The 16649-nt window shown below is 70.3% G+C and carries 21 protein-coding genes; 9 read left to right on the top strand and 12 right to left on the bottom strand.

Annotation, left to right across the window (positions count from 1 at the left end; genetic code table 11):
* Positions 1 to 124: 124 nt before the first annotated feature.
* The gene (locus tag HB662_RS12435) at positions 125 to 577 is read right to left on the bottom strand and encodes a MucR family transcriptional regulator (RefSeq protein WP_168050110.1); all 453 of its coding nucleotides are present in this window, start codon (positions 575 to 577) and stop codon (positions 125 to 127) included.
* A gap of 153 nt (positions 578 to 730) precedes the next feature.
* Between HB662_RS12435 and HB662_RS12430 the strand changes: the two genes are divergently transcribed.
* Complete coding sequence (locus HB662_RS12430) at positions 731 to 988, top strand: sulfurtransferase TusA family protein (protein ID WP_168050013.1); 258 nt, start codon at positions 731 to 733, stop codon at positions 986 to 988.
* A gap of 77 nt (positions 989 to 1065) precedes the next feature.
* Here HB662_RS12430 and HB662_RS12425 read toward each other — a convergent pair whose 3' ends face one another.
* Together HB662_RS12425 and tsaB are read right to left on the bottom strand one after the other, a co-directional pair.
* Positions 1066 to 1473 (bottom strand): GNAT family N-acetyltransferase, encoded by a 408-nt coding sequence (locus HB662_RS12425; RefSeq protein ID WP_168050012.1) that lies wholly within the window; start codon positions 1471 to 1473, stop codon positions 1066 to 1068.
* A 24-nt stretch (positions 1474 to 1497) separates the two neighbouring features.
* A complete protein-coding gene (tsaB, locus tag HB662_RS12420) occupies positions 1498 to 2157 on the bottom strand; it encodes a tRNA (adenosine(37)-N6)-threonylcarbamoyltransferase complex dimerization subunit type 1 TsaB (RefSeq protein ID WP_168050011.1) in 660 nt (219 codons plus the stop codon).
* 78 nt (positions 2158 to 2235) lie between these two features.
* On the opposite strand from tsaB, the gene HB662_RS12415 reads away from it, so the two are divergent.
* From HB662_RS12415 to HB662_RS12395, 5 genes are all read left to right on the top strand, one after another.
* Positions 2236 to 3561, top strand: a complete 1326-nt coding sequence (locus HB662_RS12415) for an aspartate aminotransferase family protein (protein ID WP_168050010.1) — start codon at positions 2236 to 2238, stop codon at positions 3559 to 3561.
* A gap of 274 nt (positions 3562 to 3835) precedes the next feature.
* Positions 3836 to 4807, top strand: a complete 972-nt coding sequence (locus HB662_RS12410) for a CobW family GTP-binding protein (protein ID WP_168050009.1) — start codon at positions 3836 to 3838, stop codon at positions 4805 to 4807.
* Positions 4807 to 5814 (top strand): WD40 repeat domain-containing protein, encoded by a 1008-nt coding sequence (locus tag HB662_RS12405; protein WP_168050008.1) that lies wholly within the window; start codon positions 4807 to 4809, stop codon positions 5812 to 5814. Before HB662_RS12410 ends, HB662_RS12405 begins: the two co-directional genes overlap by 1 nt.
* Positions 5815 to 5825: 11 nt before the next feature.
* Positions 5826 to 6665, top strand: coding sequence for an aldo/keto reductase (locus HB662_RS12400; protein ID WP_245185588.1), 840 nt, complete (start codon positions 5826 to 5828; stop codon positions 6663 to 6665).
* A gap of 89 nt (positions 6666 to 6754) precedes the next feature.
* A complete protein-coding gene (locus tag HB662_RS12395; RefSeq protein ID WP_168050007.1) occupies positions 6755 to 7162 on the top strand; it encodes a DUF3775 domain-containing protein in 408 nt (135 codons plus the stop codon).
* A 103-nt stretch (positions 7163 to 7265) separates the two neighbouring features.
* Here the strand turns inward: HB662_RS12395 and nth are convergent, their stop codons facing one another.
* Positions 7266 to 7913, bottom strand: coding sequence for an endonuclease III (gene nth, locus HB662_RS12390; protein WP_168050006.1), 648 nt, complete (start codon positions 7911 to 7913; stop codon positions 7266 to 7268).
* Between the two features lie 110 nt (positions 7914 to 8023).
* Between nth and HB662_RS12385 the strand changes: the two genes are divergently transcribed.
* The gene (locus HB662_RS12385; RefSeq protein ID WP_168050005.1) at positions 8024 to 8527 is read left to right on the top strand and encodes a DUF2244 domain-containing protein; all 504 of its coding nucleotides are present in this window, start codon (positions 8024 to 8026) and stop codon (positions 8525 to 8527) included.
* A gap of 8 nt (positions 8528 to 8535) precedes the next feature.
* Here HB662_RS12385 and HB662_RS12380 read toward each other — a convergent pair whose 3' ends face one another.
* The 3 genes from HB662_RS12380 to secB form a co-directional block, all read right to left on the bottom strand.
* Entirely contained in the window at positions 8536 to 8982 is a 447-nt protein-coding gene (locus tag HB662_RS12380; RefSeq protein ID WP_168050108.1) for a helix-turn-helix domain-containing protein, read from the bottom strand.
* Between the two features lie 194 nt (positions 8983 to 9176).
* Positions 9177 to 10652 (bottom strand): apolipoprotein N-acyltransferase, encoded by a 1476-nt coding sequence (gene lnt, locus HB662_RS12375; RefSeq protein ID WP_342449498.1) that lies wholly within the window; start codon positions 10650 to 10652, stop codon positions 9177 to 9179.
* 137 nt (positions 10653 to 10789) lie between these two features.
* Positions 10790 to 11302 (bottom strand): protein-export chaperone SecB, encoded by a 513-nt coding sequence (gene secB / locus HB662_RS12370; protein WP_168050004.1) that lies wholly within the window; start codon positions 11300 to 11302, stop codon positions 10790 to 10792.
* Positions 11303 to 11482: 180 nt separating this feature from the next.
* On the opposite strand from secB, the gene trpS reads away from it, so the two are divergent.
* On the top strand, positions 11483 to 12484 hold the full coding sequence (trpS, locus tag HB662_RS12365; protein WP_168050003.1) for a tryptophan--tRNA ligase: 1002 nt from the start codon (positions 11483 to 11485) through the stop codon (positions 12482 to 12484).
* 27 nt (positions 12485 to 12511) lie between these two features.
* Here the strand turns inward: trpS and HB662_RS12360 are convergent, their stop codons facing one another.
* Positions 12512 to 13429 carry an AEC family transporter gene (locus tag HB662_RS12360; RefSeq protein ID WP_168050002.1) on the bottom strand — a complete coding sequence of 306 codons (918 nt, stop codon included), beginning with the start codon at positions 13427 to 13429 and terminating at the stop codon, positions 12512 to 12514.
* A 59-nt stretch (positions 13430 to 13488) separates the two neighbouring features.
* Positions 13489 to 14070: a helix-turn-helix domain-containing protein gene (locus tag HB662_RS12355; protein ID WP_168050001.1), complete on the bottom strand. Its 582-nt coding sequence runs from the start codon at positions 14068 to 14070 to the stop codon at positions 13489 to 13491.
* Positions 14071 to 14122: 52 nt separating this feature from the next.
* On the opposite strand from HB662_RS12355, the gene HB662_RS12350 reads away from it, so the two are divergent.
* Positions 14123 to 14338 carry a hypothetical protein gene (locus HB662_RS12350; RefSeq protein ID WP_168050000.1) on the top strand — a complete coding sequence of 72 codons (216 nt, stop codon included), beginning with the start codon at positions 14123 to 14125 and terminating at the stop codon, positions 14336 to 14338.
* A 2-nt stretch (positions 14339 to 14340) separates the two neighbouring features.
* On the opposite strand, the gene HB662_RS12345 is transcribed toward HB662_RS12350, so the two are convergent.
* The 3 genes from HB662_RS12345 to HB662_RS12335 all read right to left on the bottom strand — a co-directional run bounded on the left by HB662_RS12345 (position 14341) and on the right by HB662_RS12335 (position 16578).
* Entirely contained in the window at positions 14341 to 14925 is a 585-nt protein-coding gene (locus tag HB662_RS12345; RefSeq protein ID WP_168049999.1) for a hypothetical protein, read from the bottom strand.
* A gap of 101 nt (positions 14926 to 15026) precedes the next feature.
* On the bottom strand, positions 15027 to 15566 hold the full coding sequence (locus tag HB662_RS12340; protein ID WP_245185587.1) for a bactofilin family protein: 540 nt from the start codon (positions 15564 to 15566) through the stop codon (positions 15027 to 15029).
* 346 nt (positions 15567 to 15912) lie between these two features.
* On the bottom strand, positions 15913 to 16578 hold the full coding sequence (locus HB662_RS12335; RefSeq protein WP_168049998.1) for an EI24 domain-containing protein: 666 nt from the start codon (positions 16576 to 16578) through the stop codon (positions 15913 to 15915).
* Between the last annotated feature and the right edge of the window lie 71 nt (positions 16579 to 16649).

Raw genomic sequence — 16649 nt, 5'->3', positions numbered from 1 at the left:
TCAGGCGCGGCACCCTCCGGCGATCCGGCCGATAAGGGCCGGAGCACTATCCATAGCCCCGTCCGCGTCGCCAGACCACCCGGAGGATGGGGCGAAGCCGACGGGCCCGGGGCGGCCGCCCGCCTCAGGCTTCGCGCGCAGCCCCGGCTGCCCGGCCGCGGCCCGGCGGACGGCCCCGCGGCTTGGTGCCGAGGCCGATGCGCTTGGCGAGGGTCGAGCGGTGCTTGGTGTAGTTCGGCGCCACCATCGGATAGTCCGACGGCAGGCCCCAACGCTCCCGGTACTGGTCGGGCGTCAGGTTGAACGACGTCTTGAGGTGCCGCTTGAGCATCTTCAGTTTCTTGCCGTCTTCCAGGCAGATCAGAAATTCCGGCGTCACGGATTTCTTGACCGGGACCGCGGGCTGCGGCCGTTCCGCCACCTCGATCACCGGCTGGCCCATGCTGGAGAGGGTCCGGTAGACTTCCTGGATCAGGTTCGGCAGGTCGGCCACTGCCACGGAATTGTTCGAGACATGCGCCGAGACGATCTCGGCGGTCAGGCCCAGAATGTCGGGGTTCGAAGTCGTTTCAGCCATGTTTCCGGTCTCGCCTGCATCGTCGGGCCGGGAGGGGCCGACGCGTTCGGGGCATTCGGACGAGATGTCCTGGGCCACTATGCTTGCCGCGACTATATTGCTCGGAATCGATCCGACGCAACGATCATTGCCAAACAAAATGGGCGGGTTCCGATGAAACTTGTCACAGCCGAAGAACAGACCCACGACCGGGACCTGGATATAACCACCGAGACTTGTCCGATGACCTTCGTGCGGACCCGCCTGGCGCTCGACCGCATGCAGCCGGGGCAGGTCCTGCGGCTGCGGCTGAAGGGCGACGAACCGCGGCAGAACGTGCCCCGCACGGCCACCGAGCAGGGTCACAGCGTGCTCTCGGCAACGGAAGCGGCAGATGGTGTGCTGATACTGCTGATCCGCAAGAAGAGCTGATTTATACCAGGTGCCGCGGATCATGACCGTTCCGCGCTCAATCGCCTTCCGCAGGTTCCGTTCCGCGAGGCCGGGTATTACTGATCCAGGCTTCGCCGCAGCACCAGCGCGTCGGCGCCATCCGGATAGTAGCGCCGGCGGCGCCCCACTTCGGTGAAACCGAAGGCAGCGTAGAGCGCCCGGGCCGCCTGGTTGCGGTCCGACACCTCCAGGAACAGCGTCGCCGCGCCACGCGCCCGCGCGCCGGCCATCGCCGCCGCCAGCAGGCCGGAACCGTGGCCGGCGCGGCGCGCGTCAGGCACCACCGCGAGGGTCAGGATCTCCGCCTCATCGGCCGCGACGCGCGCCAGCACGAAGCCGGCTGCCGGGCGCAGCACGCCGAAGGCACCGGGCAGGTCCAGCATCAGCGCGATGGCATCCGCTCCCCAGGCCTCGGCCGGGGGGAAGCTGGCGGCATGCAGCGCCGCCGCCTCGGCCGGGTTCATGATGGGCGGTTCATGGCGCGCGGTTCATGGCGCGGGGACGGGCAGCCGCACCGCCGGCGGCTCGGCATAGAGCGGCGCGGCGTCCCGCCCCGGAATGGCACCGGCCAGGCGCAGCAGCGCCACCCGGCCGGCGGCGGCCGCGCTTGGCAGGCGGCTGTCGGTCAGCAGCGCGCGGGCGCCGCGTGCCAGCAACCGGGCTGCCGCGATGGACGCGGCATCGCCGACCAGCGCCACCGGGCCGTCGGGTTGCGGCAGCTCGGCCTCCGCCATCGGGCGCGGCGGGGCCTCGGCGGCCCAGGCGCCGGGCGCCAGGCATTCCAGCACCAGCCGGCCGCGCTTCGTATCGACCGCGGACCACACCTGGTGGGTTTGCCGCAGCGCCTCCGGCAGTGCGGCGGCCAGCGCCTCCCCGGTGGTGACCCCGATGAGGCGGGCGCCGGCGCCCAGTGCCAGGCCTTCGGCCAGCGCGATGGCGGCGCGCAGCCCGGTGAAGCCGCCCGGCCCCACCACCACCGCCACCGCATCCAGCGCGCCCAGCCTGGCCAGGACCCGCGCGGCCATCGGCGGCAGGGCGGTGGGCTGCTGACGCGCGCCGTCGGCCGCTTCCTCCGCCACCAGCACGCCATCCGCGAAGGCGGCAACAGAGCAGCGGGCGAGCGCCCCATCGAGGACCAGGAGATTCATGGAAGACCCGCCTCTGGAGCGAACGCTTGCCCCCGGCCGCGCCGCTTGCTTGGATTGCGGCGCAGAAGGACCACTCCGATGAACGAAATACAGATCCCGCGCCGTAACAACCTCGACGCGTTCTGGATGCCCTATAGCGACAATAAGTATTTCAAATCCACCCCGCGCATGCTGGCCCGCGCCGAGGGCATGTCCTACTTCACGCCGGAAGGCGATGAGATCCTGGACGGCACGGCGGGGCTGTGGTGCTGCAATGCCGGCCATGGGCGGCGGGAGATCGTCGAGGCGATCCAGAAGCAGGCCGCGGTGATGGATTTCGCGCCGACCTTCCAGCTCGGCCACCCCATCGCCTTCGAGGCCGCGGCCCGCGTCGCGGAGATGACGCCGGAAGGCATGGACCGCGTCTTCTTCGTCAATTCCGGCTCGGAAGCGGCGGATACCGCGCTGAAGATCGCCCTGGCCTATCACAAGGCGCGCGGGCAGTCGCAGCGGGTGCGGCTGGTCGGGCGGGAGCGCGGCTATCACGGGGTCGGCTTCGGCGGCATGTCGGTCGGCGGCATCGGCGGCAACCGCAAGCAGTTCGGCGCCCAGCTTCCCTATGTGGACCACCTGCCGCACACCCACCTGCCGGCGCAGAACAGCTTCGCCAAGGGCCAGCCGGACCATGGCGAGCACCTGGCGGATACGCTGGAGAACCTGGTCGCCCTGCATGGCGACACCATCGCGGCCGTCATGGTGGAACCCGTCGCCGGCAGCACGGGCGTGCTGGTGCCGCCCAAGGGCTACCTGGAGAAGCTGCGGAAAATCTGCACGCAGCACGGCATCCTGCTGATCTTCGACGAGGTGATCACCGGCTTCGGCCGCATCGGCAAGCCCTTCGGCGCCGAGCGCCTGGGCGTGACGCCGGACATCATGACCATGGCCAAGGGGCTGACCAACGCCGCCGTGCCGATGGGCGCGGTGGCGACCAGCAACGAGATCTACCAGACCATCGTCGATGGCGTTCCGGCCGGCATCGAGCTGTTCCACGGCTACACCTATTCCGGCCACCCGCTGGCCTCCGCCGCCGCCATCGCGACGCTCGACCTGCACAAGGCGGAGGACCTGCCGGGCCGTGCCCTGGCGATGGAGCCGTATTTCGAGGAAGCCGCGCACGCCATGCAGTCCACGCCCGGCGTCATCGACGTGCGGAACATGGGCCTGATCGCCGGCATCGAGCTGGAGCCGACCCCCGGCAAGCCCGGCGCCCGGGCCATGGAGGTGTTCCGCACCTGCTTCGACAAGGGCGTGCTGGTGCGCGTCACCGGCGACATCGTGGCGCTGTCCCCGCCGCTGATCATCGAAAAGCCGCATGTCGACCGGCTGTTCGGCACGCTGGACGAAGCGATCCGCGCCGTCGCGTAGTCATCAAGCGCACGAAGGCTGCACCTTCGTGCGCCTCAGTCGTGCCACAGGCACGCCATGGGCGTGACGGGCGGCGTCGGGGCAGCGCCCCGAAGGCGCGCCCTTGGCTTCTTCGCCCCGAAGCGCGCCCTTGGCGCGACGTATAAGCCGCGGCGGCCGCTCGGCCCTCCGGGCCGCATGGGGCCCCCGGGATCGCAGGGTTGCATGCGCCGCACGGGTAGCCGGGCGGCGCAATCCCATATATGCGCCCAAACCGATCCCGGAGACCGCCCCGATGGCCGATACCCCCGTTCCCGTCACCGTGCTCACCGGCTACCTCGGCGCCGGCAAGACCACTCTGCTCAACCGCATCCTTTCGGAGAACCACGGCAAGAAATTCGCCGTGGTGATCAACGAGTTCGGGGAGCTTGGGGTGGACAACGACCTCGTCGTCGATGCCGACGAGGAAGTCTTCGAGATGAACAACGGCTGCATCTGCTGCACCGTCCGCGGCGATCTGATCCGCATCATCGGCGGGCTGATGAAGCGCAAGGGCAAGTTCGACGGCATCATCGTCGAGACCACCGGCCTGGCCGACCCCGCCCCGGTGGCACAGACCTTCTTCGCCGATGAGGATGTGAAGCGCGCCACGAAGCTGGATGCCATCGTCACCGTGGTGGACGCCAAGCACCTGTTCGCGCGCCTCGATGACAGCAAGGAAGCGCAGGAACAGATCGCCTTCGCCGACATCATCGTGCTGAACAAGATCGACCTGGTGACGCCCGAGGAAGCCGATGCGGTGGAGCGCCGCATCCGCGGCATCAACCCCTATGCCGAGATCCGCCGCGCCACGAAATCCGACGTGCCGATCGAGGCCGTGATCGGCCGCGATGCCTTCAACCTGGAACGCATCCTGGAGCGGGACCCGGAATTCCTCTCCGGCGAGGACGACCACACCCATGACGACGCGGTGATGAGCCTGTCCTTCGAGGCCAGCCGCCCGCTGGACCCGGAGAAGTTCAACGCCTGGATCAGCGACCTGCTGCAGAAGAAGGGCCAGGACCTGCTGCGCACCAAGGGCATTTTGTCATACGCCAATGACGACCGGCGCTTTGCCTTCCAGGCGGTGCACATGATTGCTGATGGCGACTACATCGGGAACTGGAAGGACGGCGACCCGCGCCGCTCGAAGATCGTCTTCATCGGCCGCGACCTGAACCGCCCGCAACTGCGCCGCGGCTTCGAGGCGTGCCAGGTGCCGGCCTGATGGCTGGTGTCACGGAGGCCGATTTCCTGCTGGCGCAGCGCGGCACGACGCAGGAACTCGGCGGCTGGGTGGTGGCCGCCATCTTCGACCGCGCCGGCGTGCTCGGCTTCGCGCTGGCGGATGGGACGGTGCGGATCGGCGACATCACGGCCGAGGCGCATGACGGTGCCATCTTGTCGGCCTGCGCCGATGCCAAGGGCGGCTTCCTGACCGGCGGCGATGATGGCCGCCTGGTGCATACCGCGCCGGATGGTACGGTGACCGAGGTCGCGAAATTCGGCAGCAAGTGGGTGGACCACGTCGCGGCGCATGAATCGGGCATCCGCGCGGCCTCCGTCGGCAAATTGGCGCATGTGCTGGATGGCACGGGCAAGGTGCTGAAATCCCTGCCACATCCCTCCTCCGTCGGTGGGCTGGCCTTCGATGCCAAGGGCAAGCGCCTGGCCGCCAGCCATTATGGCGGCGCCTCGCTGTGGTTCGTCGCGGCGAAGGAGGACAAGCCCAAGGTGCTGGAGTGGAAGGGCAGCCACCACGCCATCGCCTTCAGCCCGGACGGCACCCATGTGGTCACCGCTATGCAGGAAACCGCGCTGCATGGCTGGCGGCTGGCGGATGGCCAGCACATGCGGATGTCCGGCTACCCCGGCAAGACGCATTCCATCGCCTTCACCAGCCGCGGCCGCTGGCTGGCGACCAGTGGTGCGGAATCCGTGGTGCTGTGGCCCTTCTTCGGCGGCGGCCCGATGGGCAAGGCGCCGACCGAACTCGCCGGCGGGGACGAGGTGCTGTGCAGCGCCGTCGCCTGCCATCCCCAGCACGAAGTGGTCGCCGCCGGCTTCGGCGACGGGCTGGTGCTGATGGCCGAGGTGGCGAGCGGCAAGGTGGTGCCGGTGGCGCCGCCGCGCGGCTCCGCCATCACCAGCCTGGCCTGGAACGCCACGGGCACCCGGCTGGCCTTCGGCACGGAAGCCGGGCTGGCCGGTTTCGTCGATCTTTCGAAGCGCTGAGGAGAGCCCGCATGGCGATGCCCGTCATCGAGACGCCGAACATCCGCATGCCCCGCCTGGGCCTGGGCACCTGGCCTATGAAGGGGACGGAATGCAGCGCCGCGGTGCAATCCGCCCTTTCGCTCGGCTACCGCCACATCGACACCGCGGAGATGTACGGCAATGAGGAGGCTGTTGGCGCCGGCCTCGCGGCATCTGGCGTGCCGCGCGGGGAGATCTTCCTCACCACCAAGATCTGGAATGACAAGACGAATGGCGCGGCGATCCGCAGCGCCTTCGATGCCAGCCTGAAGCGCCTGGCGACGCCCTATGTGGACCTGCTGCTGATCCATTGGCCGAGCCCGGAGCTGGATCTGCCGGATGCGCTGGCGGGCCTCGCCGCGATCCGGGCGGAGGGGCGCGCCAAGGCGATCGGCGTCTCCAACTTCCCGCCGAAGCTGCTGCAGCGGGCGATTGACCAAGGGGGCGACCAGGGGGTGAGCCTCGCCTGCCTGCAGGTGGAGTGCCATGCGCTGCTGGACCAGTCGAAGCTGCTCGGCATCTGCCGCGCCAATGGCATGGCGCTGACCGCCTACTCGCCGCTCGGCAAGGGCAACGCCCCGAACGAGCCGGCCCTGCAGGACATCGCCCGCAAGCATGGCGCTTCCGCCGCCCAGGTGGCGCTGGCCTGGCTGCTGGCGCAGCCCGGCGTGGCCATGGTGCCCAAGGCGGCCAGCCCGGCGCGGCAGGCGGAGAATCTGGCGGCGCTTGATCTGAAGCTGGATGCGGATGATCTGGCGGTGATCGCGGCGCTGCCGAAGGACCGGCGTTTCGTGAATCCCGGCATGGCACCCGACTGGGTGAATGGCTGAGACATTTTTTGACGGGCCGGCCCTGGAACCCGGCCGGCCCGGACGTTCTAATCCACATTCAACGCGACGTGACGAAAAGGGGCGGCCCCATGGCGGAGCCATCGGAAGACGATCTCGATCTGGGCATCAGCCTGGAGGTGGTGGCCACGCTGGTGGACCACGCGAGGGCGGTGCAGGGCACCGATGTGGTGGACCTCGACGCCGAGGCGGAGAGCGACCCGGATACCGGGGAGGCAGAGGACGAGTTCGACGAGGACAGCCTGCGCGCCGCCATCCTGGCCCTGAACGAGGATGAGCAGGCGGCCCTGATCGCGCTCGCCCTGGTCGGCCGCGGCGATTTCACCGCCGAGGAATGGGACGAGGCCATCGCCCAGGCCGGCGAGCGCGACAATGGCGAGGATGCCGCCGAGGTGCTGCTCGGCATGGACAATTTCGGCGACCTGCTGGCCGAGGGCGTGGCCTCCTTCGGCCTGTCGATCGAGGATGTCGAACGGTAGGGCATTCCACGGCCTTGCAGCTTCGCAAGGCGAACCGGGAAATGCCTGAAGACAGGTAGCTGGAGCCGCTTCACCGCCGTCGCTTCCGACGAAACGGCTCCAGCTACTTGGCTGGCGGGGCCAGGACCTTGGCCGGGTAGTTGCAGAAGGCCAGTGCGGGGCAGCGCCAGCATTCCGGGGCGCGTGCCTTGCAGATGTAGCGGCCATGCAGGATCAGCCAGTGATGCGCGTCCCGCAGCATGTCGGGCGGGCAGCGCTTCACCAAGCTGTCCTCCACCTGCCGCGGGGTCTTGCCGGGCGCCAGGCCGGTGCGGTTGCCGAGCCGGAAGATGTGCGTATCGACCGCCATCGTCTCCTGCCCGAAGGCGACGTTGAGCACGACATTGGCGGTCTTGCGGCCGACGCCGGGCAGCGCCTCCAGCGCGGCGCGGTCATTCGGCACCTCGCCGCCATGCCGGTCCAGCAGAAGCTGCGACAGCGCGACCACGTTGCGCGCCTTGCCCTGCCACAGCCCGATCCGGCGGATATGCGGCGAGACGCCCTCCACCCCCAGCGCGACCATGGCGGCCGGGGTGGCCGCGGCCTCGAACAGGGTGGCGGTGGCCTTGTTCACCGCGACATCGGTGGTCTGCGCGGAAAGTGCCACGGCGACGAGCAGCGTATAGGCATCGCGGAAGTGGAGCTCGGTCTCCGGCGCCGGGTTGGCGGCGGCGAGCGCGCGCAGGAAGGCTTCCGCCTGGGCGCGGTTCATCGGGCGCGCCTTGCGGGGCGGGCGTGCTGGCTTAGTGGCGCGGGCGGCCGCGGCAGGTTTCGTAATTTCGGACATGGCGGAATGCCAGCCCTACCCCATAGTGAATGACAATGTCAGCCACCGCCGAACCGATCCTGTTCGAAGCGATCAGCACGCCGTCGCAGAGCCTGTCCGCCGGCGGCATGCGGCTGCTCTGCCTGTTCTCGGCGGTCGGCGCGGCGATACCGGGCGGACTGTTCCTGGTGCTCGGCGCTTGGCCGGTGCTCGGCTTCCTGGGCGTCGAGGTCGCGCTGGTGCTGGGGCTGGTGGCGCTGCACCGGCGCTGGAGCGCACGGGCGCGGGAGGTGGTGCGGCTGACGGAGAACCAGTTGCAGGTGGTCACCGCCAATGGCCGCGGCGGGGTGCGGGAGGCGGTGCTGCAGCCCTATTGGACCAAGGTGGCGCTGGAGGAGGTGGCCGGTGGCGTTGCGCGGCTCAGCCTGGTGCAGCGGGGCCGGCACGTGGAGGTTGGGTGCTTTCTCTCAGACGCCGAGAAACGCGATCTGGGCGAGGCACTGGCGGCGGCGCTGCGGCGCTATCGCCAACCCATCTTCGACAACCCCCAGTTGCAGTGAGGGTTAATTCAGTCCGTGGGGGTAAGGCTCTTGATCAGCTCGAAAACCCGCTTGCGGACGGAGGCATCGGTGATGCGGTAATAGGCGCGGACCAGCTCCAGCGTCTCCCGCCGATGCAGCGTGTCGTCCTCGAAACCGTCCTGCTGTTCCTGGAATCCACCGAAGCGGCGGTTGCCCTGGTTGCCACCCATCTCGGGCGGCATGTCGTCGAAGAAGAAGCCGATCGGCACATCCAGCACGCGCGAAATGTCGAACAGCCGGCTTGCGCCGATGCGGTTCGCGCCACGCTCATACTTCTGAACCTGTTGGAAGGTAAGGCCCAAGGCCTCGCCCAGCTTCTCCTGGCTCATGCCGAGGAGGGTACGGCGCAGGCGCACGCGGCTGCCGACGTGGACATCGATCGGGCTCGGCCGATGCTCCCGTTCCGCTCGTTCGACAACCTCTTCGCTCGGGATGGCCAACGCGCGCACTCCAGTCCAGGGAAGTTCATGTCCACCCGTTCAGGGGGCCATCCTGGCCTGGGCGGAGCCGATGCAGGGGCTGGAACGCGCCCGCCCAGCGGCCGCGGCAAGGCGTATCCGGCCGGTCATGAATTGTCAACTCTTTTGAGAAATCTCAATAATGCTTTCATACCCCCGGCTGCGTCGGTTCATGGAGACAGCTTCTCGCCTCCGGAGGTGACTCGCCAATTCGATGACGTAATCGCAACGACTGATACCAGGACGAGCAATCCGATCGGGATCCACAATCCTAGATGTGCGAAGGGCGTCGCGGACGCCGCGCGCGGCAGGGGCGCCACCACCACGCCGGTCTCGGCCAGCCCCATCCGCGCCACCACGCGGCCGCGCGCGTCGAAGACGGCGGAGATGCCGGTCTGCGCGGCGCGCACCAGTGGCAGTCCTTCCTCCACCGCACGCAGGCGGGCGGCAGCCAGATGCTGGTGCGGCCCGGCCGAGATGCCGAACCAGGCATCATTGGTGATGTTCAGCAGGAAGCCCGGCCGGTCTGCCGGCGTCACCGCGCCGGGGAAGATCACCTCGTAGCAGATCAGCCCGCCAAAGGCCGGCAGGCCCGGCAGGCGCACGCTGCGCAGCCCCGGCCCCGCGGTGAAGTCCAGCGCCGAGACGACGATGCGGATCGGCAGCAGGCCGCGCAGCGGCGTGTATTCGCCAAACGGCACCAGATGCGCCTTGTCATAGGCATCCAGCACCGCCCCCTGGGCGTCCAGCGCCACCAGACTGTTCCAGACCTGCGTGGCGCGGCCATCGGCGCCGAATTCCGCCCGCACACTGCCGGCCAGCAGCAGGGCGCCGGGCGGCAGGGGTGCGGTGGCCATTTCGGCGGCGCGCGGGTCGCTGGCCAGCAGGAACGGGCTGGCGGTTTCCGGCCAGACCACGACGATGCGGTTGCCCGGTGCCTCCTGGAGCGCGGTGCGGACGCCGCCGGCGGATAGATCGACGTAGCGCTGGAAGATCGGCAGGCGGGTATCCTCCCGCCACTTCGCCTCCTGCGCCACATTGCCCTGGACCAGGACCATGGTGACCGGCTCGGGCTCCGGCTCGGCCGGCCACAACCGGCCCAGGCCGATGCCGGCGAAGACCAGCAGGGCCGCGCCGCCGCCGATCCAGCCGCGCCGTCCGGCCAGCGGCGCCAGGGCCAGCAGCACGGTGGCCAGCGACAGGCCGTGCACGCCAACCCAGGCGGCCGCCTGGATCGGCAGGCTGGCGAAGGCCCAGACGGTGCCGAGCAGGTTCCAGGGAAAGCCGGTGAAGACGACGCCGCGCAGCAGCTCCGCCGCCAGCCAGGCGGCGGCGAAGGCCAGGCCCTGCGGCAAGCCCGGCCTGACCCAGCGGGTCGCGAGGGCCGGCAGGATGGTGAAGGCGCCCAGCGGCAGCGCCAGCGCCGGCACCGCGATCGGCACCAGCCACCAGAAGCGTTCCGCCTCGGTCAGGATGGCATTCGTCAGCCAGTGCAGGCCAGCGACATGGAAGCCCCAGCCCCAGGCCAGCCCGATCAGGGCGGCGCGCCGCGCGCTGGGCGCGGCTGTCACCATGATGAACAGGCCGGGCAGCGTCAGCAGCAGCACCGGCACCAGATGCACCGGCGGCAAGGCGAGCGCCGTCACGGCGCCCAGCCCGAAGGCGGTGGCGAGCGCGCGCCAGAAGCCCGGCCCCGCGACCCGCCTCGTCAGCGCGTCGCGCCAGCGACCGGAGGTGGACAGGCGCCGCGCGAAACCCTCGCGCGGCGCGGCGCGAGGGGGCTTCAGGCGATCCCGACCGGCGGCTGCGCCGCGCCCTGGACACCCTGGGCACCGGGACCGCGGCGGCTCTGCCACAGCGCGACGAAGTCGATCGGCGCCAGCATCACCGGCGGGAAGCCGCCGTCACGGGTGATGTCGGCCAGGATGTTGCGGGCAAAGGGGAACAGCAGGCGCGGGCATTCCACCAGCAGGATCGGCTCCAGATGCTGCTGCTCCACATTGATGGTGAAGACGCCGCAATAGACCAGTTCCGCGATGAAGCAGGGGGTGTCGCCCACCTTGGCGTCGGCGCGGATCTGCAGCGACACCTCGAAGACGTTCTGGCCCTGCTCCACCGGGCGGGCCTGCACGTCCAGCGCCAGGTCCACCCGCGGCTGCTCGCGCAGCGTCACATAGATCTCGGGCGCGCCCGGCACTTCGAAGGACAGATCCTTGGTGTACTGGATGTTGAGCTGCAGCGGCGGTGCCGGCTGGCCGTTCGGGATCGGGGAGGAAGGCGCGTTCTGGTCGGACATCGGGGTTCCCGCTCATGCGAAGATCGGCTGCCGCGGGCTACCACGCGCCACCGCGCCGGGCCAGGGTTGAAGCCGCGCGCATCCGGTCACGGCTTGACGTGCGCCGCATAGGCGGCTGACGGCTTGACGTGCGCCGCATAGGCGGCACAACCGTTCCCCGCCCAAGCAGAGTATCCCCAGATGACCCGCGTGTTCTCCGGCATCCAGCCCTCCGGCGTGCCCACCCTCGGCAACTACCTCGGCGCCATCCGCAACTGGGTGCCGATGCAGGACACGCATGAGAGCATCTTCTGCGTGGTGGACCTGCACGCCATAACCGTCTGGCAGGACCCGAAGGAGCTGGCGCGGCAGACGCGGGAGATGGCGGCGGCGCTGATCGCCTGCGGCCTGGACCCGAAGCGCTGCACCCTGTTCCTGCAATCCCACGTCCATGCCCATACGCGGCTGGCCTGGATCTTCAACTGCGTCGCCCGCCTTGGCTGGCTGAACCGGATGACCCAGTTCAAGGATAAGGCCGGCAAGGACCGGGAGGCCGCGTCCAGCGGCCTGTATGTCTATCCGAACCTGATGGCTGCCGACATCCTGACCTACCACGCGACCCAGGTGCCGGTCGGCGACGACCAGCGCCAGCACCTGGAGCTGGCCAACGACATCGCCCAGAAGTTCAACCACGACTACGAGGTGGATTTCTTCCCGAAGATCGAGCCGCTGATCCAGGGCGTTGCCGCCCGCGTCATGTCGCTGCGCGACGGCACGAAGAAGATGAGCAAGTCGGACCCCTCCGACCAGTCGCGCATCAACCTGACGGATGACCACGACGCCATCGCCCAGAAGATCCGCAAGGCCCGCACGGATGCCGAGCCGCTGCCCGGCCATGCCTCGGGTCTGGAGAACCGGCCGGAGGCGCGCAACCTGGTCGGCATCCTGGCAGCCATCACCGGCACCCTGCCGGAGAACGTGCTGCGGGAGCATGAGGGCAAGGGCTTCGGTGCGTTCAAGGAGGTGCTGGTCGCCGCCCTGGTCGCGCATCTGGACCCGATCCGGAAGGAAATGTCCCGGCTGCTGGACGACCCGACGACGCTCGACGCCCAGCTTCGCCTCGGCGCCGACCGGGCGGAGGCGATCGCCGCGCCGATCTGCGCCCGGGCGGAGGAGATTGTCGGCTTCCTGCCGCGCAGGTAACCGACCCTTCCACGAATGTAGCCCCTGCTACATCCGGCCGCTGAGGAACCAGATCCAGATCGGCAGGGTCAGGATGGAGACGACATGCTCGCTGGTGGTGATCGCCGCCATCAGCGGCGCATCGCCGCCCATGGCGCGCGCCATCACATAGCTGGTCGCCGCCGTGGGCAGCGCCATCAGCATCACCACGATGGCGGTGGGCAGCGGCCCCAGCCCCAGGGCGCTGGCCAGGCCGAAGGTGATCAGCGGCACCACGCCCAGCTTCAGCACCGCCGTCGCTGCCTGCGCCAGCGGCCGGTCGCCCAGCCCCTTCAGGGTCAGCGCCGCACCCACGCAGAGCAGCCCGAGCGCGACCGAGGCCTGGCCGAGCACCCGCACCGTGGGACTCAGCCCCGGCGGCAGTCCGCCCAGCACGGATAGCAGGAAGCCCAGCGCGCAGGCGATGATCAGCGGGTTCAGCAACACCTGGCGCGCCAGCCGCGCGGGCAGCACCCGGCCCTCGCCGCCGAAAGCAAAAGCCAGGGTGGTGATGGTCTGCACCATCGGCACGATCAGCCCGGTGCAGATGGCGCACAGCGCGATGCCCGGCGGCCCCCAGATGGCCCCCGCAATGGCGAAGCCCATCAGGTTGTTGAAGCGGATGCCGCCCTGCAGGATGGAGGTCATGGCCGGATGCCCCGCCCCCAACCCGCGCGCCAGCAGCAGCGAAATCCCGGTGCCGGCCAGCAGCGCACCCCAGATGGACCCGGCCAGCCCGCCCACCGGCAGATCCGCCAGCCGCATATTGGCCAGGGCCGTCACGATCAGGCTGGGCAGCAGCACCCAGAAGACCAGCTTCTCGATCCCCGCCCAGATCGTGTCGTCGCGCAGCAGTTTCCGGCGCAGCAGCGCGCCCAGGGCCAGCAGGCCGAAAACCGGCACGAAGGCGTCCAGCCAATGGGTCATGGGGGAGGAGTCATCCGGTCAGGCACCTTGAGGGATCGGCGCCCATCCTGCGCAAGCCGTCACCGTCGCGCCACCGCCACGAGATAGAGGCAGGGTTGCGCGGCGGAGGGATTCTCGTAGCGGCAATCCGCCGGCGGGCCGAGCGCCAGGCAATCGCCTGGCGCCAGGCGATGGGTCCGCTCCCCCTCATGGAACAGCAACTCGCCTTCCTGCAGCCAGATGCACTGGCCGGCGAGCAGCGCGTAGCTTTCGGCCGGGTAGGGCACCACGGCGCCCGGCGGCAATTCAACCCGCACCAGTTCCGGATTGGCACCGGGCGGCGACAGCAGCCGGCGCAGATAGCCGGTGCCCGGGTCGCGCCACAGCGCCTGCCCCGCCGCCCGCGCCACCACCCCGCCCGGCGCCAACGCCTCCGCCCGCGCCAGCAGCGCCGACAGCGTCAGGCCGAAGGGGCCGGAAAGGCGGCCGAGCAGGGCGGCGGTCGGGCTCGCCTCGGCCCGCTCCACCTTGCTGATCATGGCGCGGGAGACGCCGGAGCGTTCTGCCAGGGTCGCGATCGACCAGCCACGCGCCTCCCGTTCCGCCCGCAGGCGCGCGGCCAGGCGCTGGCCGGCCTCGTCGGGGATCAGATCGTCTTGCATGGTGGATTTTCGTCTATCATAGTTTCGGCCTTCCCCGCGAGAGGCAGCCGCGATGACCACTCCGCTCGGCCATAATGGCGGACCGCCGCTGGAGGATCCGGATCCAGATGAAGGCTACCGCCTGCATTGCTGGCGGCGCGCGCATCGTCGCGCCTGGCGCAGCCCGGGGCGGGAGATCGTGCTGCGCCGCCTGGCGCGGGCGGAGGAACTGGGCATGAGCTACCGGGACTACACGCTCGAGATCCTGGAGCGCGGCCGCTACCTGTAGGGTCAGGCGCCCGCCACCGGCTCCGGCCCAGGCTCCGCCGCCGGCAGTTCCTCCGGCAGGGCGGCGGGGACCGCCGGGCCGCCGGCGCCGCGGGCGATGTCGCGCAGGCAGGCAGCCTCGCCGCGCCGAGCGGTGCCGATGGCGCGCGCGGCGGCGAAGGCCACGCGCAGCCCCGCGCCCGGCACGTCGTCCCGGTAGAAGAACAGGTCCAGATGGCATTGCGGTCCCTGGTAATGCCAGATCTCGGCATTGCCCTCCTCCCGCCGCAAGCGGGGTTCGCCGAGCCAGGCGATGACCGTGCCGGGCGCGTGGCCGACGAACTGCCCCGCCATGGTGGGCGATCCGCCAGCCTCGGCCCTTCCAGCCTCCCCGGCGCCCGATCGCGGCCGGGCCGGCGCGGTGGGGGCGGGAGCGCCCAATGGGGCGACGGATGGGGCTACGGAGCCTTCGCCGCCGGCCGCCGCCGTGCGGGGGGCGATGCCGGCGAGGCTGGCCTGGTGGGAGGCGAGGGCCTCCCGCAATACCACCACGGGATCCGACGGATCCGGCTGGGCGCAGGCCACCCCCAGCAGCAGGACCATGAACATGACCGGACGGAGGACCTGCGGGCGGCGTATCGCCGCGACCGCCATCCCCCAAGGTCGCGGCGAGCGGCCCCGCGACACCCAAGCGGTGCCGCGGGTCTGCATCAGCCTTCGGCGTAGGCGCGCGGCGCCGGGCCGGGGGCCACCTGCGCGTCGCCCAGCATCTCCATCTTACCGGAGATCTGGCCACCATCCTCGACCATCAGGCGGCGGCAGCGGGCGGTGCCGATGACGCGGCCGGTGCCGCGGATGACCAGCTGGCCGCGCGCCGTCAACGTGCCGTCGAAGGTGCCGGCGATCTCGGCGTCCTCGACCTGGACCTCGCCCTTGAACACGCCGGTCTGGCTGATCGACAGCTCGGTCGCCTGGATCATCTGGCTCTCGACGGTGCCCTCGACCACCAGGCGCTCGGCATCGGCCACCGTGCCCTGCAGGCTGATGCCGCGGCCGACCACCAGGGTGCGGCGATCCGGCGCCTGCGGACGGGGCGTCGGCATGGTCGGCGCGCCACCGGGCTGCTGGCCCCCCATCTGCCCGCCCATCTGCGCACCCATCTGGGGCGGACGCGGCGGAATGGCGGTGCCGGGGGACGGCGTCGGGCCGGTCGGCATGGTGGGAGTGGGCGGCTTCGGGGCGAGGCTCATGGTGGAGGCATCCCTGGTGGGTCGGTTTGGCGCGCCCAGATCGGGGTCGCGAGAGGTCGGAACGGTGGTCGATTGCGGGTCGGGGCTGGGCTCGGCCGGCTTTTCTTCCCGGCGACGGCCGAAGACATTCATCATCGTCCCCCTTCAACGGTGTCCCGCGGCAGCATCGCGGCCGGGCGCAACAGGCGCCAGATGGTCCGGCGGGCGCGCTGCCTGCGCACCGTACGGATGCACCGGCTAACACGCTCCACCGCGTTCAGACAACGCCGCGCCGCGCCGCTTCTGCAAATCTCCGCAACTCATCCACCGGAAAGACCAACCGGAAAGTTCCGGCTGGGAACGGCGATCATGCCGATCTGTGCAACAGGTGGGTCATTGCGGCGGTGCCGAGCACCGGAACCAGCAGGTTCAGCAGCGGCACCGCGGCCAGCAGCGCCAGCGCGGCGCCCAGGCCCCAGATGGCGAAGCGACGCCGGCGGCGCAGCGCATCGGCGGCCGCACGGCCCATGCGGCGCAGGGCAACCCCCTCGAACAGCCCCTCGCCCAGGAAGATGGCGGCCACCGCCCACAGGATCACCACGCCCACCACTGGCAGCAAAAGCGACAGCGGCAGCAGCACCAGGGTGAGGCCGACCAGCTTGGCCGCCATCACCGCCGCCCCCCAGGCCTGCACCGCGGTGCTCGCCCCCTGCGGCGGCGGCAGGCTGGGGTAGTGCCGGCGTTCCACCGCCTCCGCCACCCCATCCAGGAACAGCCCGGCGACCGCCAGCAGCAGCGGGATGAACAGCCACCAGGCGGCCACCGCCACCAGCACCACCCCGGCCGCTGCGGCGGCGGCGGCGAGCCAGCCATCGCCGCCCGCCACCGCGCCCAGGCCCCAGGCGGACAGCCAGGCGAGGCCCGCCAGCCCGGCCAGCGCCCCCAGCGCGCCGAAGAACAGGGGCCGCCGGAAGGCGGGGTCGGGAAGCTGGCGCATCGCCAGCAGCAGGTTCTGCAACATGTTCCGGGACATGGCCCGGCGCCGCGGCCGGGGAAAGCGCCACGCTAATCAACTGGCCTTCAGGCCCGCTTCATGCGGCCGGG

Origin of the sequence: Falsiroseomonas frigidaquae, assembly GCF_012163145.1 — a bacterium.
Classification (GTDB): domain Bacteria; phylum Pseudomonadota; class Alphaproteobacteria; order Acetobacterales; family Acetobacteraceae; genus Falsiroseomonas; species Falsiroseomonas frigidaquae.
Note: the sequence above shows the minus strand (reverse complement) of the source record. Positions and strands in the feature narration are given on the sequence as shown.